The sequence below is a fragment of the Nonomuraea sp. NPDC049684 genome, assembly GCF_044465345.1.
In the GTDB taxonomy this organism is placed as follows: Bacteria; Actinomycetota; Actinomycetes; order Streptosporangiales; family Streptosporangiaceae; genus Nonomuraea.
This window is the reverse complement of the sequence record NZ_JBITLO010000006.1, coordinates 302,058-321,902: the sequence shown is the minus strand read 5'-3', so window position 1 is coordinate 321,902 and position 19,845 is coordinate 302,058. Positions and strand designations below refer to the sequence as shown.

The window sequence follows — 19,845 nt, the reverse complement described above, 5'->3', positions numbered from 1 at the left end:
GCCCGGCCGCGCGGCGGCGGTCAGCGGTAGTCCTCCCAGCCGCCGTCGCCGCCCTTCTCCATGACCTCGGCGATGTAGCGCCACACCTGCGGCCGGCTGCCGTCCACGTCGGTGACGCCGTACGCCTCGGCCAGCTCGCCGCTGGTCACCGAGGATCCCGACCACCTGCGCCGGTCGGGATCCCGGGCCAGGGCGGCCACGCCGCGGCCGACGTAGGCGGGGGTCTCGGAGACCATCCACGCGCGGTCCGCCTTCGCCTCGCGCCAGTTCTCCTCGGTGACGCCGAAGCCCTCCAGCATCGCCTCCGAGCGCAGGAACCCGGGCGTGACGGCCACCGCCGTCCCGCCGTACGGGCGCAGCTCGTGGGACCAGGCGAAGGCCAGCCGGTTGACCGACAGCTTGGCCAGGTCGAAGTAGACGTTCTCGCGGTAGCGGGTCCGGTTGAACTCCCAGGTGCCGTCGGTGACCTCCACGACCAGGCCGCCCTCGTGCCGGATCAGCAGCGGCAGCAGGTGGCGGGCGCTGATGAGGTGGGTGTCGACGGCCAGCCTGAGCAGGCGCAGCCCGTCGTCCAGGTCGTGCTCCCAGACGGGGGTCTCCCACTTCCACAGGCCGTCGCCGCCCCACACGTCGTTGACCAGCACGTCCAGCCGCCCTTGTTCCCGCTCGACGCGGGCGGCCAGCCCGGCCACCGCCGCCGGGTCCAGGAAGTCGACGGGGACCGCGATGCCCGTCCCGCCCGCCGCGCTCACCAGCTCGGCGGTCTCCTCGATCGTCTCCGGACGGTTCATCTCCGAACGTCGCTCGCGCGTGCTGCGTCCGGCGCAGTAGACCGTCGCTCCGGCCGCCCCGAGGGCGACCGCCATTCCTCGTCCCGTTCCGCGGGTCGCGCCCGCCACCACAGCAATCACGGGCACGATCGTGGCCCGGATACCCGCCACCTCCTGTCATGTTTTCCATCCGGACGCTGTGATAAGTAGTTGATTACCATGAACAGCGAATTCGAGCTCCGCGGGGTCAACCACATCGCCCTGGTCTGCTCGGACATGAAGCAGACCGTCGACTTCTACTCCGGCGTGCTGGGCATGCCGCTGATCAAGACGATCGAGCTGCCCCTGGGCTGGGGTCAGCACTTCTTCTTCGACTGCGGCGGCGGCAACGCGCTGGCCTTCTTCTGGTTCCCCGACGCGCCCGAGGGCGTGCCGGGGGTCTCGGCGCCGAAGAACCTGCCGGACCGGGGCGAGCTGCTGTCGGCGGTCGGCTCGATGAACCACATCGCCTTCGACGTGCCGCCCGAGCGCATCGAGGAGTACCGCGACCGGCTGGTGGCCAAGGGCATCGACGTGGGCGTGCTGCTCAACCACGACGACAGCGAGTTCGGCGTGGCGCCCGCGATGCACGAGGGCGTCTTCGTCCGGTCCATCTACTTCAAGGACCCCGACGGGATCCTGGTGGAGTTCGCCGCCTGGACGCGGCCGGTCGGGCAGCCGGGCGACGTCCGGCACGAGCCCAGGACCGCCGCCGACCGGACCGTCTGATGCCGCGCCTGCGGCGGGTGCCGCCCGAGGAGGTGACCGACCCCGTCGTCCGGTTCTTCCACGACCGGCTGCTGTCGCCCGACGGCACGGGGACCGCGACCGGCTCGCCGGGCGACTGGTGGACGGTCTTCGCCCTCGACCCCAAGATCTTCCGCCACTGCGTCAAGGGCTTCCAGATCTACCGGGAGTCCCGGCTGGACCCGGTGCTGCGCGAGCTGGGGCAGACCAGGGCGGGCTGGGCGCGGCAGAGCCAGTTCGTCTACTCCCAGCACTGCAAGCAGCTCAGGGCGCTCGGCGTGCCCGAGGAGAAGGTGCGGGCGGTGGCCTCCTGGCAGGTCAGCGACCGGTTCGGCGAGCTGGAGCGGGCGGTGCTGGCCTACACCGACGGCCTGGTGCTCGACGGCGGCCGGGTGCACGACGAGGTGTTCGCCGTGCTGCGCGCCCACCTGCCCGACGAGCAGATCCTGGAGCTGACCTACATCGTCTGCCTGTACGAGATGCACGCCACCATGGCCCGGGCGCTGCGGCTGGAGTTCGACGACCGCCCCGACCCGATCACCGAGGTGCCCGCTCCCGAGGGGTACGGCACGCGCGACATCGCCGACGAAGTGACCGTTCGTCGCGAGTAGCCGACCATTCGCCGATCGCCCCGTTCCGCGCGGCGCGGGAGCGACTTAACGTGCCGTTGGCGAGGGGTGGCTTTGGTCTCGCATATTGAGATTTCATCTCGACATTTAGGCCAAACCGTAATGTTCCGGACATTGGGTTTAATACCACCGGAAAGCTAATCTCCCTCCATTGACGACGTTGTCAGGAGCCGGTCAACACGCCGCTCCTGATCCCCCAATCGGAGGGCCGATGACTACCGGGGAATCCGGGCAGCCGCCGCGTACCGACCGCAGCCCGTGGAACTGGCTGCTGGTCGTGCCGATCGTGCTGCCGCTGCTGACGTTCCTGTTCAACTCCGACGAGCCGCGCCTGCTCGGCTTCCCGCTGTTCTACTGGCTGCAGCTCGCCTTCATCGTGGTCGGCGTCGGCTGCACCACGATCGTCTACAGGATGACCAAATGAGCGGGCACGTGACCGAGCTGGTCGTCTTCGGGCTGCTGTTCATCCTGGTCAGCGGCATGGGCTTCGTGGCGGCCCGCTGGCGGCGGCCCACCGACCTGGCCAGCCTCAACGAGTGGGGCCTCGGCGGCCGCAGCTTCGGCTCGTGGGTCACCTGGTTCCTGGTCGGCGGCGACCTGTACACCGCCTACACGTTCGTGGCCGTGCCCGCGCTGGTGTTCAGCTCCGGCGCGCTCGGCTTCTACGCGCTGCCCTACACCGTGGTGGTCTACCCGCTGGTGTTCCTGGTGCTGGCGCGGATGTGGTCGGTCTCGCACGTGCACGGGTTCGTCACGCCGGCCGACTTCGTCCGGGCCCGGTTCGGGTCGCCGACGCTGGCGCTGCTGATCGCCATCACCGGACTGGTGGCCACGATGCCGTACATCGCGCTGCAGCTCGTCGGCATCGAGGCCGTGCTGAAGTCGATGGGCATCACCGGGCACCTGCCGATCATCATCGCCTTCGCGATCCTGGCGGCCTACACCTACCAGTCGGGCCTGCGCGCGCCCGCGCTGATCGCCTTCGTCAAGGACGCGCTGATCTACATCGTGATCCTGGCCGCGGTCATCTACATCCCGGCCAAGCTGGGCGGCTGGGGCAACATCTTCGACATGGCGCAGGCCAAGTTCGACAAGACCCCCGCGCCGGGCGACGGCATCCTGCTCAACGGCGCCAACCAGCTCCAGTACGTCACGCTGGCCTTCGGCTCGGCCCTGGCGCTGTTCCTCTACCCGCACAGCCTCACCGGCGTGCTGGCCTCCAAGAACCGCAACGTCATCAAGCGCAACATGTCGGCGCTGCCCGCCTACAGCTTCGTGCTCGGCCTGATCGCGCTGCTCGGCTTCATGGCCATCGCGGCCGGCACCAAGCCGGTCGGCGGCGACCCGAACACGATCGTGCCGAACCTGTTCGACCAGCTCTTCCCCGACTGGTTCGCCGGCGTGGCGTTCGCGGCCATCGGCATCGGCGCGCTGGTGCCGGCGGCGATCATGTCGATCGCGGCGGCGAACCTGTTCACCCGCAACATCTACCGCGAGTACATCAACAAGCAGGCCACCGACGCCCAGGAGGCCAACGTCTCCAAGGTCGTCTCGCTGGTGGTCAAGGTGGGCGCGGTGCTGTGCATCCTGCTGCTCGACCCGCAGTTCTCGATCGACCTGCAGCTCATCGGCGGCGTGATCATCCTGCAGACGCTGCCGTCGGTGGCGCTCGGCCTGTACACCCGCTGGTTCCACAAGGGCGGCCTGATGGCCGGCTGGGCCGCGGGCCTGGCGGCGGGCATGTGGATGCTCTACCTCATCCCCAACCCGGCCAAGGGCAAGGAGCACTTCGGCGGCTCGGCCTTCGGCCTGTCGAACCTGGGCCTGGACACCAAGATGACCCTCTACGCGGGCTTCCTCGCGCTGATCGTCAACCTGGTGGTCGCCGCGGTCGCCACGCTGATCTTCCGGGCGGCCAAGGTGGCCGACGGCGAGGACGCCACCCGGCGCGGCGACTACTTCGCCGACGAGGGCGACCCGGGCGTCAAGGACCTGGACCTGGCCGGGTCCCACTGACGCTCACGGCTGCTGGAGGTAGCCGGGATCGGCCACCTCCAGCTTGGCCCGGACGGCCTGGACCAGGGCGGCGGTGAGCGCGTCGTCGCCGTCGAAGCGGCCCGCGCGGACGGCGGCGGCCAGCTCGGCGTCGTCGGCCACGCCCAGCGCCGCCAGCCGCGCGGCGTGCTCGGCGGCCTGGTCCTGGCCCAGCTCGATCTCCCGCTCGACCATGGCCAGCACGTTGATCGCCACCCGCGTGTGGAAGCGCACCCGCCCCTCGACCGCGGGCAGCACGTCGTCCCGCAGGAACCCGCGGACGGCCGCGACGAGCTGCGCGGCGGTGGGCACGTCATGGGGCTGCGCCATCGGCGGCACTCCCGTCCCTCGGCTCCGGAGCCGTACGCCCGCGCACGGCCAGTCGTGAGCCCAGGCATAAGGATCGTTCCCCCTGCCTGTCAAGGCCCCCGGCCCGTGGATGACCTTTCTCCCCCCCGGGACGACAGACCTTCCCCCGCGATCGGCGTGTCTCTACCGAACCGCCCCTACCGGCGGTGGCGGGTCCCCGCGCGACGATGGCACGCTTCCCGAGCGGCCCGGCCCTCCGGGGTCACGCGGACGGCCCGGACGGCTGGGAAAGTCGCCCGGCGCAGCTCCCGGCCCCCGGCTTCCCGGGCCGCTCAGCCGCAGTCAACCCGAGGGAGCGCAGCATGAACGACGACGTACGCGTCAAGGCCTGCCGCATCAACGACCACGTGGAACTCATCCACGACTCCTCCCCCGACGTGATCCTGGAGATCCCGCGCCGCGACTGGCAGCACTTCCTGGAGGCGGTCAGGTCGGGCGCGTTCGAGCTGGAGGTACTGCCCCGCAAGGCCGAGGAGAACGCGGCCTGACCCCGTCCCCTCCGAAGGGTCCGGCGGCCGCGGATGCACTGCGGCCGCCGGGCCCTTTCCCGTGCCACGGCGGGTCCGCAGCGGGTCCACAGCGGGTCCGCGGCGGGCCTGCGGCGGGTCTGCGCGGTCCGGGCGGGCGCGGGCGGCACGATGGGGGCCGGTTCTGTCGGTGGGCACGCGTACGGTCGTCCCAACCGGACGGTGGGTGGTATGTCGGTGACCGAGGAGCAGGCCGCGGTGCTCGCCCTGACCAGGGCCACCGCCGGGCCGTGGCACCACACCGCGCGGGTCGTGGAGGCCCGGGGCAGCGCGCTGCGGCTGGCCCGCGGCGACCTCGGCGGGCTCGGCGAGCCCGACAGGGCGCACGCCGCGCGGGTCGTCGCGCGGCTGCGGCCGGGCGACCTCGGCCGGGCCGAGGCGCTCATCGCCTCCTGCCCCGCCGCGCTGGTGACCGTCCTCGACGACGGCTATCCGGGCAACCTGGCCGCCGCCTACAACCTCCAGCCGTTCCTGTGGGTGCGCGGCCGGTTGAGGGGCTGCGACCACCGGTCGGTGGCCGTCACCGGCGACGCCCCCGGCGCCTGCGCCGCGGCCCGCGCCCTGGCCGCGGCCGGCCTGACCGTCGTCTGCGACGCGCCACGCACCGCCGCCGCCGCGATGACGGCCGGAGGCCGCGCCATCATGGTCGCCCCGCACAACAGCCGGCCGGTGACCGAGGAGCCCGACGCCCTGACGGTCGGCCCCGACGGCGGACGGCAGGTGACCCCGGAGCCCCAGGCCCTGGGGGGCGGGCCGGGCGGGGGCGGGGTCCTTGTGGTGGTGTCGGCGTTCTGGCCGGGCACTGTTGTGACGGACCGGACGCGGGCGGTGGCCGGGCTGGTGACCAGCGGGATGGCCGCCGCGTTCTACGCCGGTGGCGCGGGCGACGGCGAGCGGGCGGCGATGGCGCTGTCCCAGGGCAAGCACGTCTTCGCCGCGCCCGGCCTGCCCTGGACGCCCCGCCTGGCCTACCGGGGAGGAGTCACTGTCGTAGCGGGCATTGACGACCTGGCGCGCCAGGCGGTCAATCTTGTAGATGTGACCCGGCTGACGACCGTCTTCTGACCATGGGCGACGCCCGCGCGGTGACCGAGGCGTACCTGCAGATCTTCCGCAACGTCCCGGCCGCCGGCCCCGGCGTCTGCCGGATCTGCCACACCGGCGCCGGCGGGCCGTCCGGCCTCTGCGTCACCTGCGGGGTCACCACCCAGGGCCTGTACCGCCACACCGAGCACGTCGTGCCCGTCTCGCTGTGCGTGCGCGACGGCGACGGCGCCCAGTTGCACGCGATCGTCACTCGCCGCAGGGACCCGCCGGGCAGCGTGCGGCGGGTGCCCTTCCTGGCCGCCACCGTGGCGCGCTTCCACGGGGCCCACTCCGCCTGCCTGACCCGGCTGGCCGGCGGCCCCTTCACGATGGTGACCACGTTGCCCGGCACCCGGCTCGACCGGCCCGTCGAGGTCTTCGGCCCGATGCCGCGGATCGTCGACATGGTGGGCGACCTGCGGGGGCTGCACCGTCCCGTGCTGATGGCGGGGTCGGCGCAGGCGGCCGAGAATCTCGCGCGGCGGCGTTCGGACGAGCGGGCCTTCCAGGTGCTGGGCCGCGTCGACGGCGCGCGGGTGCTGCTGGTGGACGACCTGTTCGTCTCCGGCGCGCACGTCCAGAGCGCGGCCTCGGCGCTCTACCTGGCCGGGGCGCGGGCGGTGGTCGCGCTGGTGATCGCGCGGCTGGTCTTCCCGCGCGCCGGCGGCGAGACCGCCCGCCTGTGGGAGCGGGCCTGCGCCGAGCGGTTCGACTTCGACCGCTGCTGCTGCGCGGGCGCGCCGACCGTTGACCGCGCAACGGATTTCGGTTGAGATCACCCCATGAGCTTCGCCGTACCCGAGCACGTCCGGCCGATCCGCGACGCCGTGCGCGCGTTCATGACCGAGCGCGTCGAACCGGCCGAGGAGGTGCTGCACGAGGGCGGGCCGCGGGCCGCCGCCACCATGGCCGGGCTGCGGGACGAGGCCAGGAAGGAGGGCCTGTGGGCCCTCGGCCACCCGCGCGAGCTGGGCGGCGGCGGCCTGCCGTTCCTCGACTACGTCTACGTCAACGAGGTCCAGGGCCGCAGCGAGTACGGGCAGCTCGCCCTCGGCACGTTCACGCTCCAGGACTCGCTGATGCTGCACGAGCACGCCTCCCCCGAGCAGCGCGAGCGCTACCTGGAGCCGCTGGTGCGCGGCGACATCTCGCCCAGCTTCGCGATGACCGAGCCGGAGGTCTCCAGCAGCGACCCCACCCAGCTCACCACCTCCGCCGTGCTCGACGGCGACGAATGGGTGATCAACGGGCACAAGTGGTTCACCACGGGCGCGTCGGCGGCGGCGTACACGACCGTGATGTGCCGGACCGAGCCGGACGCGCCGCCCCACCGGGCCTTCTCCATGATCCTCGTGCCGACGGACACGCCCGGCTACACGATCGTGCGCGAGACGCCGGTGCTCGGTCTCGGCGGCGCGCACTGCGAGGTGCGCTACGACGACGTGCGGGTGCCGGCCGCGAACCTGCTGGGCGAGCGCGGGCACGGCTTCGTCATCGCCCAGCGGCGTCTCGGGCCCGGCCGGATCTTCCACTGCATGCGCTGGCTCGGGCAGGCGCAGCGGGCCTTCGACCTGATGTGCCGGCGGCTGCACGCGCGCACCGCCTTCGGCGAGCCGCTGGCGGCCAAGCAGCTCATGCGGCAGCACGTGTTCGACTCCTACACCGAGATCCAGGCCGCCCGCCTGCTCACGCTCCAGGCCGCCGAGGCCGTGGACGCCGGCTCGCAGGCCCGCGTCGAGATCGGCGCGATCAAGGTGGTGGGGGCGCGCATGCTGCACAACGTCATCGACCGGGCCGTCCAGGTGTACGGCGCGGCCGGCCTGACCCCCGACACGCCGCTGGACCGCATGTACCGGCACGCCCGCGCCGCGCGCGTCTACGACGGCCCCGACGAGGTGCACATCGACGCGGTCGGCCGCCGCCTCCTGGGCGCGTACGCGGCCGGCGGGGCCTGGGAGTTCGGCCCGCGATGAACCGCGTCGAGACGATCGTCCGCGAGGTGTACGGCCCCGACGCGGCCGTCCCGTACGCGGTCAGGCTGCCCGGCGGGGCCTCCAGGGAGACCTGGGCCCTGGACGTGGTCGTCCCCGGCGGCGACCGGCACGAGCTGGTGCTCCGGCTCGACGGGCCGGGGGCCGCCCTGGAGGCGGGTACGGGACTGGCCGAAGAGGCGCGGCTGATGCGGGCGGCGTCCGCCGCCGGAGTGCCCGTCCCGCACGTCGTCGCCGCCGGCCCGCCCGCCCAGCCGCCCGCCCAGCCGCCCGCCGGGTCGTACGTGCTGATGAGCCGGATCCCCGGCGAGACCATCCCGCGCCGGATCCTGCGGGACGAGGCGTACCGGGAGGCCCGGCCGAGGCTGGCCGCCCAGTGCGGGCGGGCGCTGGCGGCGATCCATCGCATGCCGCTGTCATGCCTGCCCGAGCCCGAGCCCGAGCCCGAGCGCGCGCCCGAGACCGCGCCCGAGACCGCGCCCGACCCCGCGCCCGAGCCCGCGACCGAGCCCGCGACCTCCTCAGAGACCGCGCCGCAGAGCGTGCCCGCTGACCCGCTGCGCCGCTGGCGTGACGTGCTGGACCTGACCGGCGAGCCGCACCCGGTGTTCGAGCTGGCCCTGCGCAGGCTGGAAGCCGACCGGCCGCCCGCCGTCCCGGCGTGTGTCGTGCACGGCGACTTCCGCAACGGCAACCTGATCGTCGGCCCGGAGGGCGTCCGGGCCGTGCTCGACTGGGAGCTGGCCCACGCCGGCGACCCGCTGGAGGACCTGGGCTGGCTGTGCGTCAAGGCGTGGCGGTTCGGCTCGCCGCTGCCCGTGGGGGGGTTCGGCGGCTACGCCGAGCTGGCCGCCGCCTACGAGGAGGCCGGCGGCCGGCCCGTCGACCTGGACGCGCTGCGCTGGTGGGAGACGTTCGGGGTGCTGAAATGGGGGATCATCTGCGTCATGCAGACCATGCGGCACCTGCGCGGCGGCGCCTCCTCGGTGGAGCTGGCCGCCCTCGGCCGCCGTGCCTGCCAGAACGAGTGGGACCTGCTCGGCCTGCTGACCTGACCGGGCCGCCGCCCGTCCGTCAGGCCGCCCGTCCGTCAGGCCGCCCGTCCGTCAGGCCGACGGGCCTCAGCCCACGGCGACGGCCGCCGCGATCACGTCGACCAGCCCCTCCACCACCTGCGAGCGGTCGACCTCCGGATGCTCCAGCCACCAGTCGCCCGTCGTCTGCACCATGCCGACGAACGCGTGGCCGAGCACCTGTGCCCGCACCGGGTCGGCCACCACCCGCTCGTCGGCCAGCACCCGGCCGAGCTCCTCGCCCAGGCCGCGCACGAGCGAGGTCATGTGGGAGCGGATGCGGGTGTCCTCGGCGCTGGCCCGGTGGAACAGGAAGCGGTAGAGGTCGAGGTTGGCCGAGATCAGGTCGAGATAGACGCCGATGGCGGCGCGGGCGCGGGCCCGCAGGTCGGTGCCGGGCCCGGCGAACTGCGGGCGGAGCTGGGCGATGACCGTGCGCACGTGGCGGTCGGCCAGCGCCTGGTACAGGCCGCTCTTGTCGCCGAAGTGGCGGTAGAGGACGGGTTTGGTGATGCCGGCCTCGGCGGCGATGGCCGCCATCGACACCTCGGGACCCTCGGCCAGGATGGCCCGGTCGGCGGCGTCGAGCAGCGCCCTGCGCCGGTCGGGGTCCCGTCTGCTCATCTGCTCAGGATAGATCGCAGACGACGCGGCAGCAGCGCCGAGAAGACCAGTAACGCGCCGGTGTAGGCGTACAGGCCGGTCGCCCCGGCGAGGGTGCCGGGGGGCTCGGCCCACGGCGGCTCCCACAGGCCGGGCAGCGCGGCTGCCAGGCCGATCGCGGCCCGCAGGTCGAGGGCGAACAGCACGCCCGCCACCGCCAGCGGCAGCCCGCAGGCCAGCGCCGCGGCGGGCCAGGCGGCCAGCAGCGCGACGATCAGGGCCGCCGCCGCCAGCAGGCCCGGCCCGGCCGGGGCCGGGGCGAAGGCCGCCTGCCCGGCCCGCAGCGCCCTGGCGCCCGCCTCGGTCAGGTAGTAGACGGGGGGAACGGCGGCCAGGCCCACGCCGACGCCGATCAGAACTCGTACCTCACCGGTCACAGAGGCCATCGTCCCCCGCTCACGCGCGGCTCACGCGGCGGTTAGGTTTTTGGGCATGAAGAACACCGGCACAGGCCCAGGCGTCATCACCCCCGACGGATCCCCGGTCGAGTTCTACACCCTCCTCCGGCCCGGCCGCGACGCCGAGATCGTCATCCGGGAGACCCCGCCGGGCGGGTCCGTCCTGGAGCTCGGGGCCGGTGTCGGCAGGGTCACCCACGCGCTCGTCGAGGCCGGGTTGCAGGTGGTGGCCGTGGACGAGTCCGCCGAGATGCTGGCCCACGTGCGCGGGGCCGAGACCGTGCACGCGCGGCTTCAGGACCTGCGGCTCGACCGGCGCTTCGACACCGTGACGCTGGCCTCCCAGCTCGTCAACGTCGTCGACGTGGAGGTCAGGCGGTCCTTCCTGGCGGCGTGCGCGCGGCACGTCAAGCCGGGCGGGGCGGTGCTCGTCCAGTGGATGACGGCCGAGCGGCACGACGGCTGGCGGGCCGGCTCGGGCCGCAAGGACGGCGACGTCACGATCACCCTGGCGCAGGTCGAGCAGATCTCCCCCGCCGTGTTCGCCGCGACCATGCGCTACGAGCACGGCGACCGGGTCTGGACCCAGTCGTTCACCTCGCGCCGCATGACCGACGACGAGCTGGCCGACGCCCTGGCCGCCGAGGGGCTGCGGCTGGAGCGGTTCGTCACCGAGGACCGCATGTGGTTCCTGGCCCGGCCCTTTACATCGTAGATTTCGGTGTAAATACTGGGAAATACTGGAACTGTTGATACCCTCGCGCCATGAGTGACCCGCTGGACGAGCTGGAGCGGCGGATCGACGAGCTCCGGGCCGGCGTGCGCAGGGCCATGCGCGTCAAGGACGGCGCGACGGCGCGCGTCCTGCGTGCCGAGCTGCGCGCCGCCGAGCGCGCCTGGGACGCCCTGGTGAGCGGCGAGCAGCCGCGCGCCAAGGCGGAAGGGCCCCGGCTGGTCACCGTGCGCGAGCAGGTGCACCAGGCGCTCGCGCTGCTCGGGGCCGCCGCGCAGCCGCGCCTGGTGGTGGCGGTCAGCGGCGCGTTCTTCGCCGGCACCATCCGCAGCGCCCAGCTCACCAGCCTGCGCCGCGACGAGGAGCGCTCGTTCCGGTCCACGCCGCACGGCAGGCCGTACTACCTGTGCGCGGCGCTGACCGACCGCCTCTCCCCCGCCCGCGGCCTGCTGACGCTCAGCACGTGGCCGCTGGAGCGGCGGGTGGTCGGCCCGCTCAGCCCCCGCGTCGACTTCCTGACCTGCGCCGTCGCGGTGGCCTCGCACGACAGCGAGGACGAGCGGGCCCTGCGCTTACTGGCGCGCATGGCCAGGAACGTGCCCGGCGCCACGGCCACCGACCTCGGGCCGCCCGACCGCCGGCGGATCGCCGAGGCGGCCAGGGCCGAGCTGGCGGTGCACGCAGAACGCGACACGCGCGACCGCGCCGAGCTGGCACGACGCGCCACATCCCAGCTCGGTGACGTGGCCAGGCTCTTCGGCGCCGCTACGCTGGGCACGATCAAGGAGGAGACAGCGACGTGAGCGGCTTGAGACGCGAGGACGGCCCGGCCCACCGGCTCGACGCGCTGCGCGGCACGACGCCGCCCAAGCCGCACGACGCCAGAGCGATCGCGGCCCTGGCCGCCAACCCCGGCTGCACCCGCCGGGCCCTCATGGACGGCGCCGGCGTCGACAAGGACGCCGCCGCCCGCCACCTGGGCTTCCCCGCCCCGTTCGGCCAGTCGCCGTTCGCGATCACCCGCGGGAACGCGTTCGAGGCGCTGGTGAAGGCCGACGGCTGCGCCGAGCTGCTGCGCATGCTGCGCGAGGTGCTGCACCTGCCGGTCGCCGAGGTGGCCTACCACGACGTGGAGAACGTCGGCGCGCACCTGCGCCACACCCACACCCGCGCCCTGTTCGACCGGGCGGCGCGCGGCGACCAGGACGCCGGCACGCTGTTCGACCACCCGCTGCTCAGCCTGGAGATCGCCGGCCACACCGCGTTCCTCGAACCCGACGTGGTGGCCTTCCAGCTCGGCGGGCGCTTCCACGTGGTGGAGATCAAGTCTTTCGCGGTGGTCGACGGGCAGGCCGAGCCGGCCGCGGTGGCCGCCGCCGCCCGCCAGGCCGCCGTCTATGTGCTGGCGCTGCGCACGATGCTGGCCGAGCTGGGGCACGACCCGCTCACCGTCTCCCACGACGTGGTGCTGGTGTGCCCCGAGAACTTCGCCAACCGGCCGGTGGCGACCCTGGTCGACGTGCGCAGGCAGCTCGCCGTGCTGCGCCGCCAGCTCACCCGGATGACCGGCCTCGACCGGCTGCTCGCCGCGCTGCCCGACGACCTCAGCTTCGACCTGCGGCCCGGCGAGGACGGCCGGCCCACTCGCCCGGTGGCCGAGCTGGCCGACGCGCTGCGCAGGACCACCGCCCGCTACGCCCCCGACTGCCTGTCGGCGTGCGACCTGTGCTTCTTCTGCCGGGACGAGGCCCGCCAGGAGGGCGCCTCCGACCTGCTCGGCCGCCAGGTGCGCGACGAGCTGGGCGGGGTCGCCTCGGTGGCCGAGGCGCTGGGCCTGGCCGACGGCCTGCGCGACCCGGCCGACGGCCAGGAGGAGATCGCCGGCCTGCTCCGCAACGCCGAACGCCTGCGCAGGGAGTGCCTCAGTTGAGCCTGCTCACCTCGCTCGCCCGGCTGCGCGCCCTGCGGGAGGGCATCGCCCAGCCCGTCGCCACGGTCCGCCACTGCCACGTGGGCGCGCGGCCGATGGTGTTCATCCCGCTCAAGCTGTCGGGCGAGGCCGCCGCGCCGCTGGCCGCCATGCTGGGCACCGACCGCGACCGGCCGCGCCTGCTCGTCGTCACCCAGCCGCGCAACCGCGACCTGCGCTTCGCCTGGGCCGCCGAGCTGGCCGGGGTGCTGCTGCCGTACGTCGAGGGGTTCACCGCCGACACCGAGACGGTCGAGCGCAAGAACTCCGACCCCTACGAGCGGTCGCTCGACGCGCCGCAGCTCGTCCTGCCGAACCTGGCGGGCGTCGGCTTCACCAGGCTGCTCGGCCGCTCCACGCGCTTCCGCAGGCCCGACGGGCCCTACCCGGTGCCGCCCGAGGTGCCGCTGCTGGGGCGGTGGCTGACGTACTTCGCCGAGCGGGCGGCCTACCCGGGCTCGTCGCTGACGCTGGCCGCGACCGAGGAGCTGGGCCGCCACTGGGCCAGCGGGCAGAGCGCGCTGGAGGACGCCAACCTGGCCGCGCTGCTGTCCTGGATCACCCAGGGGCCCTCCGACGACGCCGAGGACCCGCTGATCTGGCCGCCCGCCGGGCCCGCGACCGATCCGGGCTTCGACGCCGAGGTGCTCGCGCCGGCCATCGACAGCGAGTCGCCCGAGCGGGTCGCCGAGGCGCTGCGCACCCAGCTCGAACCCACCTGGCGGCTGATGTGGCAGGCGCTCGACCTGCTGGCCGGGCTGGAGCCGGGCGCGAGCGTGGCCCAGCGCTGGGAGCAGGACCGCGGCTCGTTCAGCGCCATGGCCGCCCACATCGCCGAGGGCGCGCCGCCGCAGGCCAGGCGCGACGGCGCGGTGGCCGCCGCGGCCAAGCTGGCCCGCATGGAACGTGCCCAGGCCGCCTACGACGTGCAGCGCGCCTACGACGACCCGCTGGTGATGGCCGAGTACCGGCTGACCGGCGAGGCGTTCGCCGGCGAGGTGGTCGAGACCGTCCCCGACAATGTCGAGGGCGAGGGCCGCTCGCGCAAGCTGCGTCCGCTGGTGGTGCTCAAGACCGACGACCCGGTACGCCTGCCGCCCGGCGCCTCGCTCGGCACCCCGCAGCGCCGCGGCCAGGGCGCCGAGCTGGTGGAGGCGCACGGCGGGCTGATCACCCTGAAGATCACCAAGGGCATGGGCCGGGGGAAGACGCCCGCCCCCGGCGCGGTGCCGGAGATCGGCGAGCGGGTCTGCTACACCTCGCTGACCGACGACTTCCAGGGCTCGCCGGCGCTGCCCGAGGCCGAGGCCACGCCGTGGACGCACGGCGGGCCGCCGCAGGAGTACATCCCCGACGACGAGGACGCCCAGGAGGAATGGTCGTGAGCGAGAGCCCGGAGCAGGTGATCGCGAACGTCCTGGCCGACCTGCCCAGGAACCGCGGCGTCGTGGTGGACTCCCCGCCGGGCGCGGGCAAGTCCACGCTGGTCGTGCGCGCGGCCGCGCACATCGCCGCCACCGGCGAGCCGCTGATGATCGTCGCCCAGACGAACGAGCAGGTCGACGACCTGGTGGCCCGCATCTCCGACAAGCACCCGCACCTGAAGGTCGGGCGGCTGTCGGCCGGCGGGTACGTCCCCCACCCGCGCATGCTGGAGCTGGCCGGCGTCACGATCGGCACCAGGATCCAGGACCTCGGCGACCCCGACATCGTCATCGCCACGGCCGACAAGTGGGCGTGGATCTCCGGCCGGGTGTGGCCGTGGGCGATCGTGGACGAGGCGTACCAGATGCGCTCGGACAAGCTGCTGCGCATCGCGGGGCTGTTCGAGCGGGCGCTGTTCGTCGGCGACCCCGGGCAGCTCGACCCGTTCTCGATCGTCGACGGCGACCGCTGGTCGGGGTTGTCGTGGGACCCGTTGCAGAGCGCGGTGGCGGTGCTGCTGCGGCACAACCCGGAGCTGCCGGTCCACCGGCTGCCGGTGTCCTGGCGGCTGCCCGCCTCGGCCGCGCCGGTGGTGTCGAAGGCGTTCTACCCGTTCACCGGGTTCCGGTCGGGCACCTCGGCGGGCGACCGGCGGCTCGAACTGACCGCGGGCGGCATGGGCACCGTGCACGACCGCGCGCTGGAGGAGGCCGCCCGGTCGGGGTGGGCGCTGCTGGAGCTGCCCGAGCGGCACACCGTGCGCACCAACGGCGAGGCCGTGCAGGCCGTGGCGCTGCTGGCGGCGCGGCTGCTGCAGCGCGGCGCGGTGGCCGCCTCCGAGCAGGGCGAGCGGCCGGTGACCGCCGACCGGATCGCGGTCGGGGCGGCCCACCGCGACCAGGTGGCCGCGATCAGGGCCGCCGGGCTGCCGCCGGAGATCACCGTGGACACCGCCAACCGCCTCCAGGGCCGCGAGTACGACGTGACGATCGTGCTGCACCCGCTGTCGGGCCGCCGCGACGCCACCGCCTTCCACCTGGAGTCGGGGCGGCTGTGCGTGCTGGCCTCACGTCATCGGCACGCCTGCGTGATGGTGGCGCGGGCGGGCATCGCCGAGCTGCTGGACGCCCACCCGTCGGCCGAGCCGGTGCAGCTCGGGGTGCCGGTGAAGTTCCCCGACGGCTGGGAGGCCAACCAGTCGGTGCTGGAGCACCTGGCCCGCCACCGGGTCTGAAGGGAGCCGGTGGCGGGACGCCGTCACACGCGGCGCCGCCAGACGTCGATGGCCAGCACGCGGCGCATGCCCGCCGACTCGTACAGGCCCAGCGCGGGGGTGGTGTTGTTGCTGTCCACGTGCAGGATCGTGCCCTTGCGGCCTCTGGCGGCGTCGGCGGCGAAGGCGTACCGGAGCAGGAAGCGGCCCAGGCCGCGGCCGCGGAAGCCCGGGTGCACGGCGAGCGTGGCGACGTAGCCGCAGTCTTCGTCGGGGACGAACTGGTTGCTGCCGATCAGCACGCCGGCGGGCTCCCCGTCGATCCTGGCCAGGGTGAGCTGGCTCCAGTCGGTGACGCTCATCGCCTGGCGGCGCTCGTACCAGTGGTCGTAGTCGACCGGGACGAAGCCGAAGTGCTCGGCGAAGCCGATCTGGTGCACCTGGTGCGCGGCGCGACGGGTCTGCTCGTCCTCGCCGGTGTGCAGGGTGAGGCCGGGCGGCGGGGCGGGCGCCTCGACCGGGGCCGCGTGGTCGGCGCGCATGCGGTGGAAGCTGGTGCCGGGCTCGAAGCCCTGCTCCTTGGCGTAGGACTGCTTGTCCTGGTCGGCGCGGTAGATGCCGATGTCGAGGGTGACGCCGTCGTGGCCGCGCTCGGCGCCGAGCTCGCGGGCGCGGGCGGTGACCGTGCGCCACAGCTCCTGCCGCAGGTCGTCCAGGCCGGGGCGGGTGACGACCTCGATGTTGACCAGGTCGCTGTCGCCCACCCGGCAGGCCCAGGCCCAGCCGGTCAGGCGGCCCGTCTCGTCGCGGGCCAGCCAGCCGTCCCTGTCGAGGTCGAAGCCCGGCTCGGCCAGCTCGTCGGCGATGTCGTCGAGCGTCATGTCGGGCGACCCGATGACCTCGGTGTCGTAGGCGGCGACCAGCTCGTGGATGGCCGCGGCGTCGTCGACCCGGGGGCGGCTCAAGATGTGCATGGGGAGGATTGTGCACACTTCACCCACCCCGGCGCCTCCCATTTTTCCCGGGGTGGCTAGGCTGGGCCGGGTGGTCGACAGGAAGCCGCTGCACATCGAGGTCGCCACGCCCGACGCGACGACCGTAGCGCTCGCCCTGTCCGGCGACCTCGACTACGAGTCCGTCAGCCGGCTGGGCGACTTCCCCATCGCCGCCGGTTGCACGGCGATCGACGTCGACCTGTCCCGGCTGACCTTCGTCGACTCCTCCGGCCTGGCCGGGCTCGTCCGCCTCCACCTGCGCGCCGCGGACGCCGGCGCCACCGTACGGGTGGTGGCGCTGACGCCCTACCTGCGCAGCCTGTTCCTGCTGACGGCGATCGACCGGCTGTTCAGCCTGCCGCCGGGCTGACCGCCTCCTGCGGGGCCGCCTCGGCGGGAGCGCCGCCGCGCAGCGGGATCTCCTTGATGAAGGCCGCCAGCAGCGGCACCACGACGGCGAAGGCGATGGCCCACCAGAACACGCCGGAGATGGAGGTCGCCAGCGACTCCAGGATCCCGGTGCGCATCTGCGGGGCGAGCTGTTCGAGCTGCTTGGGGTCCATCCTGGCGCCGCCGCCCGAGGTCATGCGCTCGGCCGCCTGGGCGCCGAAGCGGCCGGTCAGCTCCGACAGGTAGTGGTTGTTGAAGATCGCGCCGAACAGCGAGACGCCGAACGAGCCGCCGATCGACCGGAAGAACGTGGTGGCGCTGCTGGAGACGCCGAGGTCCTTCTGCTCGACGCTGTTCTGCGCGATGAGCATGGTGGTCTGCATGAGGAAGCCCATGCCGAGGCCGAGCACGGCGATGTAGAGGCCGGTCTGCCAGGAGGCCGTGTCGACGCCCATCGTGGACAGCAGCCACATGCCCGCGGCCATGCCGACGCCGCCGATGATCGGGTAGATCTTGTACTTGCCGGTGCTGGTGATGGCCTTGCCGACGAACAGCGACACGACCATGGCCGCGGCCATCATGGGCAGCAGCAGCAGGCCGGAGTTGGTGGCCGTGGCGCCCTGCACGGTCTGCTGGAACAGCGGCAGGAAGTTGATCGCGCCGAACATGGCGAAGCCGAGCAGGAAGCCGATGCCCGAGATCAGGGTGAAGTTGCGGTTGCGGAACAGCTGCAGCGGCATGATGGGCTCGGCCACGCGGCGCTCGACCACGATGAAGCCGGCCAGGAAGACCACGGCGACCGCGATCAGGGTGAGGATCTGCCAGGAGCCCCAGGTGTACTCGTTGCCGCCCCAGGTGGTGATGAGCACCATCGCGGTGATGCTGACCGACAGCAGGACCGCTCCGGCCCAGTCGATGCGCACCTTGTTGTGCGTGCGCGGCAGGTGCAGGTTGAGCACGAGCAGGACCAGCGCGACCGCGCCGACCGGCAGGTTCACGTAGAAGGCCCAGCGCCAGTCGAGGTGGTCGGTGATGAAGCCTCCGACGAGCGGGCCGGCGATCATCGCCAGCGACATGACGCCGGCCATGATGCCCTGGTACTGGCCGCGCTCGCGGGGCGGCACCAGGTCGCCGATGATGGCCATGACGTTGACCATGAGGCCGCCGGCGCCGAGGCCCTGGATCGCGCGGAAGGCGATCAGCTCGGTCATGCCGTCGGAGGGGCCGCCGAGCATGGAGGAGCCGGCCATGCCGCACAGCGCGGAGCCGATCATGAAGATGACGACCGAGGTGATGAAGATGGTCTTGCGGCCGTACAGGTCGCCGATCTTGCCCCAGATCGGCGTCGAGACGGTCGTGCCCAGGACGTAGGCGGTCACCACCCACGACAGATGGGTCAGGCCCCCTAACTCGCCCACGATGCGCGGCATGGCCGTGCCCACGATCATGTTGTCCAGCATGGCCAGCACCATGGCCAGCATCAGGCCCGGCAGGACGACCATGACCTCGCGGCGCCGTCCGACTGCCTCCGCCACTGCACACCCCCAGTTGTGATCTTGCTTACTTGCCGACCGGCAAGCTTAGAATAAGCTAGATACTTACTTGCCGACCGTCAAGTCGAAATCAAGGTGCAAAGTGCGGGAAGACACGCGGGCGCGGATCCAGGAGATCGCGCTGAAACTCTTCACGGAGCAGGGGTACGAGGCGACCTCGCTGCGCGAGATCGCCGAAGAGCTGGGCGTGACCAAGGCCGCGCTGTACTACCACTTCAAGACCAAGGAGGACATCATCGGCAGCCTGGTCGACCTCCGGGTCGCCGAGCTGCGGGAGCTGCTGGAGTGGGCCAGGAGCGCGCCGAAGACGCCCGAGACCCGCCGCGAGCTGCTGGAGCGCTACGCCGAACGGCTGCGCCAGCCCCGCTACCTGGCCGTCGCCCGCTTCCTGGAGAGCAACCAGACGGCGATGCGCAACCACCCCCAGCTCGCCAAGATGCGCGACACGATGATGGAGCTCACCGCCGAGATGAGCGACCCCGGCGCCACGCCCACCGAGCGCATCAGCCGCTCGCTGGCGCTGTTCGCGCTGCACGCCGGCAAGTGGCTGTCGATGGCCGGCGAGGGGCTGACCGAGGAGGAGATCGACAAGGCGTGCATGGAGGTGGCGCTGCGGCTCGTGGAGCAGTAGCGACCCCTGTGGCACTTCGACGGCGGCGCGGACGATTGGCACGCGGGATCCGGGGCAGAAGGCTCGCACGCATCCAGACGGGAGGAGACGCAGTGGAGGCGACGATAGCGCTCCGACTGCCCAGGGATGCGGCGAGCGTCCCGCTGATCAGGCAGATGCTGGACGGCACGCTGCGGTCGCTCGGCGTCGAGGCCCAGATTCGCGACGACATCGAGCTGATGCTGACCGAGGCGTGCGCGAACGTGGTCAAGCACGCGACGCCCAGCGACGACTACACCGTCAGCGCCTGCGTGCACGACGACCTGTGCATCATCAAGGTCGTCGACACGGGGGGCGGTTTCGATCCGAACAAGGTGATCGAACCCGGCCCGGGGGCCGAGCACGGCCGCGGACTGCAGATCATGCGCGCGCTCGCCGACGACATCCGCTTCACCAACGTGCGCGAGAACGGGGCGATGGTCTGCCTGGAGAAGAAGCTGCGCTTCACCCCCGGGGCGGCGGGACAGCATCTCATCGCCAGGTGACCCGCACACCGGGGCCGGGGGGGGGGGGGGGGGGGGGGGGGCGGCCCGGCGCCCGACGGGCGGACCACGAGAAAGAGGGAGGGGGA

General features: G+C 73.0%; 23 protein-coding genes. 17 read left to right on the top strand and 6 right to left on the bottom strand.

Features of this window, described 5'->3' with window-relative positions; all coding sequences use genetic code 11:
• Positions 1-20 precede the first annotated feature (20 nt).
• The gene (locus tag ACIBST_RS21870; protein ID WP_397174009.1) at positions 21-911 is read right to left on the bottom strand and encodes an SDR family oxidoreductase; all 891 of its coding nucleotides are present in this window, start codon (positions 909-911) and stop codon (positions 21-23) included.
• Between the two features lie 78 nt (positions 912-989).
• Here ACIBST_RS21870 and ACIBST_RS21865 point away from each other — a divergent pair, with 78 nt between their 5' ends.
• The 4 genes from ACIBST_RS21865 (at position 990) to mctP (ending at position 4,201) form a co-directional block, all read left to right on the top strand.
• Positions 990-1,538 carry a VOC family protein gene (locus ACIBST_RS21865; RefSeq protein ID WP_358286477.1) on the top strand — a complete coding sequence of 183 codons (549 nt, stop codon included), beginning with the start codon at positions 990-992 and terminating at the stop codon, positions 1,536-1,538.
• Positions 1,538-2,167 (top strand): carboxymuconolactone decarboxylase family protein, encoded by a 630-nt coding sequence (locus ACIBST_RS21860; RefSeq protein WP_387675525.1) that lies wholly within the window; start codon positions 1,538-1,540, stop codon positions 2,165-2,167. Before ACIBST_RS21865 ends, ACIBST_RS21860 begins: the two co-directional genes overlap by 1 nt.
• Before the next feature lie 229 nt (positions 2,168-2,396).
• On the top strand, positions 2,397-2,609 hold the full coding sequence (locus ACIBST_RS21855) for a DUF3311 domain-containing protein (protein WP_352329975.1): 213 nt from the start codon (positions 2,397-2,399) through the stop codon (positions 2,607-2,609).
• Complete coding sequence (mctP, locus tag ACIBST_RS21850) at positions 2,606-4,201, top strand: monocarboxylate uptake permease MctP (RefSeq protein ID WP_397174007.1); 1,596 nt, start codon at positions 2,606-2,608, stop codon at positions 4,199-4,201. The genes ACIBST_RS21855 and mctP overlap by 4 nt, the downstream gene beginning before the upstream one ends.
• Positions 4,202-4,204: 3 nt before the next feature.
• Here mctP and ACIBST_RS21845 read toward each other — a convergent pair whose 3' ends face one another.
• Positions 4,205-4,549, bottom strand: coding sequence for a DUF6285 domain-containing protein (locus ACIBST_RS21845; protein WP_397174006.1), 345 nt, complete (start codon positions 4,547-4,549; stop codon positions 4,205-4,207).
• A 341-nt stretch (positions 4,550-4,890) separates the two neighbouring features.
• On the opposite strand from ACIBST_RS21845, the gene ACIBST_RS21840 reads away from it, so the two are divergent.
• The 5 genes from ACIBST_RS21840 to ACIBST_RS21820 all read left to right on the top strand — a co-directional run bounded on the left by ACIBST_RS21840 (position 4,891) and on the right by ACIBST_RS21820 (position 9,247).
• Positions 4,891-5,076, top strand: coding sequence for a hypothetical protein (locus ACIBST_RS21840; protein ID WP_397174004.1), 186 nt, complete (start codon positions 4,891-4,893; stop codon positions 5,074-5,076).
• A 210-nt stretch (positions 5,077-5,286) separates the two neighbouring features.
• Positions 5,287-6,180 carry a hypothetical protein gene (locus ACIBST_RS21835; RefSeq protein ID WP_397174002.1) on the top strand — a complete coding sequence of 298 codons (894 nt, stop codon included), beginning with the start codon at positions 5,287-5,289 and terminating at the stop codon, positions 6,178-6,180.
• A gap of 2 nt (positions 6,181-6,182) precedes the next feature.
• Positions 6,183-6,974: a hypothetical protein gene (locus ACIBST_RS21830; RefSeq protein ID WP_397174001.1), complete on the top strand. Its 792-nt coding sequence runs from the start codon at positions 6,183-6,185 to the stop codon at positions 6,972-6,974.
• A 9-nt stretch (positions 6,975-6,983) separates the two neighbouring features.
• Positions 6,984-8,174 (top strand): acyl-CoA dehydrogenase family protein, encoded by a 1,191-nt coding sequence (locus ACIBST_RS21825; protein ID WP_397173999.1) that lies wholly within the window; start codon positions 6,984-6,986, stop codon positions 8,172-8,174.
• Entirely contained in the window at positions 8,171-9,247 is a 1,077-nt protein-coding gene (locus ACIBST_RS21820) for a phosphotransferase family protein (RefSeq protein WP_397173997.1), read from the top strand. The genes ACIBST_RS21825 and ACIBST_RS21820 overlap by 4 nt, the downstream gene beginning before the upstream one ends.
• A 66-nt stretch (positions 9,248-9,313) precedes the next feature.
• Here ACIBST_RS21820 and ACIBST_RS21815 read toward each other — a convergent pair whose 3' ends face one another.
• Positions 9,314-9,889, bottom strand: a complete 576-nt coding sequence (locus ACIBST_RS21815; RefSeq protein WP_397173995.1) for a TetR/AcrR family transcriptional regulator — start codon at positions 9,887-9,889, stop codon at positions 9,314-9,316.
• Positions 9,886-10,305: a hypothetical protein gene (locus ACIBST_RS21810; RefSeq protein WP_397173994.1), complete on the bottom strand. Its 420-nt coding sequence runs from the start codon at positions 10,303-10,305 to the stop codon at positions 9,886-9,888. Before ACIBST_RS21810 ends, ACIBST_RS21815 begins: the two co-directional genes overlap by 4 nt.
• A gap of 55 nt (positions 10,306-10,360) precedes the next feature.
• Here ACIBST_RS21810 and ACIBST_RS21805 point away from each other — a divergent pair, with 55 nt between their 5' ends.
• Genes ACIBST_RS21805 through ACIBST_RS21785 form a run of 5 tightly spaced genes read left to right on the top strand, consistent with a single transcriptional unit; the run spans position 10,361 to position 15,687 of the window.
• Positions 10,361-11,041 carry a class I SAM-dependent methyltransferase gene (locus ACIBST_RS21805; RefSeq protein WP_397173992.1) on the top strand — a complete coding sequence of 227 codons (681 nt, stop codon included), beginning with the start codon at positions 10,361-10,363 and terminating at the stop codon, positions 11,039-11,041.
• Positions 11,042-11,091: 50 nt separating this feature from the next.
• Positions 11,092-11,862, top strand: a complete 771-nt coding sequence (locus ACIBST_RS21800) for a hypothetical protein (RefSeq protein WP_397173990.1) — start codon at positions 11,092-11,094, stop codon at positions 11,860-11,862.
• Positions 11,859-12,989 carry a hypothetical protein gene (locus ACIBST_RS21795; RefSeq protein WP_397173988.1) on the top strand — a complete coding sequence of 377 codons (1,131 nt, stop codon included), beginning with the start codon at positions 11,859-11,861 and terminating at the stop codon, positions 12,987-12,989. Before ACIBST_RS21800 ends, ACIBST_RS21795 begins: the two co-directional genes overlap by 4 nt.
• Complete coding sequence (locus tag ACIBST_RS21790) at positions 12,986-14,413, top strand: hypothetical protein (protein ID WP_397173986.1); 1,428 nt, start codon at positions 12,986-12,988, stop codon at positions 14,411-14,413. Before ACIBST_RS21795 ends, ACIBST_RS21790 begins: the two co-directional genes overlap by 4 nt.
• Complete coding sequence (locus ACIBST_RS21785) at positions 14,404-15,687, top strand: AAA family ATPase (protein ID WP_397173985.1); 1,284 nt, start codon at positions 14,404-14,406, stop codon at positions 15,685-15,687. Before ACIBST_RS21790 ends, ACIBST_RS21785 begins: the two co-directional genes overlap by 10 nt.
• A gap of 23 nt (positions 15,688-15,710) precedes the next feature.
• Here the strand turns inward: ACIBST_RS21785 and ACIBST_RS21780 are convergent, their stop codons facing one another.
• On the bottom strand, positions 15,711-16,640 hold the full coding sequence (locus ACIBST_RS21780) for a GNAT family N-acetyltransferase (RefSeq protein ID WP_397173983.1): 930 nt from the start codon (positions 16,638-16,640) through the stop codon (positions 15,711-15,713).
• A 52-nt stretch (positions 16,641-16,692) separates the two neighbouring features.
• On the opposite strand from ACIBST_RS21780, the gene ACIBST_RS21775 reads away from it, so the two are divergent.
• The gene (locus ACIBST_RS21775; RefSeq protein WP_397173981.1) at positions 16,693-17,031 is read left to right on the top strand and encodes an STAS domain-containing protein; all 339 of its coding nucleotides are present in this window, start codon (positions 16,693-16,695) and stop codon (positions 17,029-17,031) included.
• On the opposite strand, the gene ACIBST_RS21770 is transcribed toward ACIBST_RS21775, so the two are convergent.
• Positions 17,012-18,586 carry an MDR family MFS transporter gene (locus tag ACIBST_RS21770; protein WP_397173979.1) on the bottom strand — a complete coding sequence of 525 codons (1,575 nt, stop codon included), beginning with the start codon at positions 18,584-18,586 and terminating at the stop codon, positions 17,012-17,014. The genes ACIBST_RS21775 and ACIBST_RS21770 overlap by 20 nt on opposite strands.
• 100 nt (positions 18,587-18,686) lie before the next feature.
• Here ACIBST_RS21770 and ACIBST_RS21765 point away from each other — a divergent pair, with 100 nt between their 5' ends.
• A complete protein-coding gene (locus tag ACIBST_RS21765) occupies positions 18,687-19,235 on the top strand; it encodes a TetR/AcrR family transcriptional regulator (RefSeq protein WP_397173977.1) in 549 nt (182 codons plus the stop codon).
• Positions 19,236-19,327: 92 nt separating this feature from the next.
• Positions 19,328-19,759, top strand: coding sequence for an ATP-binding protein (locus tag ACIBST_RS21760; RefSeq protein WP_397173975.1), 432 nt, complete (start codon positions 19,328-19,330; stop codon positions 19,757-19,759).
• Positions 19,760-19,845: the final 86 nt, after the last annotated feature.

Excerpts from the sequence above, each read along its gene's own strand:
- ACIBST_RS21865 (WP_358286477.1), top strand. The coding sequence starts at position 990 with ATGAACAGCGAATTCGAGCTCCGCGGGGTCAACCACATCGCCCTGGTC.
- ACIBST_RS21860 (WP_387675525.1), top strand. The coding sequence starts at position 1,538 with ATGCCGCGCCTGCGGCGGGTGCCGCCCGAGGAGGTGACCGACCCCGTC.
- ACIBST_RS21855 (WP_352329975.1), top strand. The coding sequence starts at position 2,397 with ATGACTACCGGGGAATCCGGGCAGCCGCCGCGTACCGACCGCAGCCCG.
- mctP (WP_397174007.1), top strand. The coding sequence starts at position 2,606 with ATGAGCGGGCACGTGACCGAGCTGGTCGTCTTCGGGCTGCTGTTCATC.
- ACIBST_RS21845 (WP_397174006.1), bottom strand. The coding sequence starts at position 4,549 with ATGGCGCAGCCCCATGACGTGCCCACCGCCGCGCAGCTCGTCGCGGCC.
- ACIBST_RS21840 (WP_397174004.1), top strand. The coding sequence starts at position 4,891 with ATGAACGACGACGTACGCGTCAAGGCCTGCCGCATCAACGACCACGTG.
- ACIBST_RS21835 (WP_397174002.1), top strand. The coding sequence starts at position 5,287 with ATGTCGGTGACCGAGGAGCAGGCCGCGGTGCTCGCCCTGACCAGGGCC.
- ACIBST_RS21830 (WP_397174001.1), top strand. The coding sequence starts at position 6,183 with ATGGGCGACGCCCGCGCGGTGACCGAGGCGTACCTGCAGATCTTCCGC.
- ACIBST_RS21825 (WP_397173999.1), top strand. The coding sequence starts at position 6,984 with ATGAGCTTCGCCGTACCCGAGCACGTCCGGCCGATCCGCGACGCCGTG.
- ACIBST_RS21820 (WP_397173997.1), top strand. The coding sequence starts at position 8,171 with ATGAACCGCGTCGAGACGATCGTCCGCGAGGTGTACGGCCCCGACGCG.
- ACIBST_RS21815 (WP_397173995.1), bottom strand. The coding sequence starts at position 9,889 with ATGAGCAGACGGGACCCCGACCGGCGCAGGGCGCTGCTCGACGCCGCC.
- ACIBST_RS21805 (WP_397173992.1), top strand. The coding sequence starts at position 10,361 with ATGAAGAACACCGGCACAGGCCCAGGCGTCATCACCCCCGACGGATCC.
- ACIBST_RS21800 (WP_397173990.1), top strand. The coding sequence starts at position 11,092 with ATGAGTGACCCGCTGGACGAGCTGGAGCGGCGGATCGACGAGCTCCGG.
- ACIBST_RS21785 (WP_397173985.1), top strand. The coding sequence starts at position 14,404 with ATGGTCGTGAGCGAGAGCCCGGAGCAGGTGATCGCGAACGTCCTGGCC.
- ACIBST_RS21780 (WP_397173983.1), bottom strand. The coding sequence starts at position 16,640 with ATGCACATCTTGAGCCGCCCCCGGGTCGACGACGCCGCGGCCATCCAC.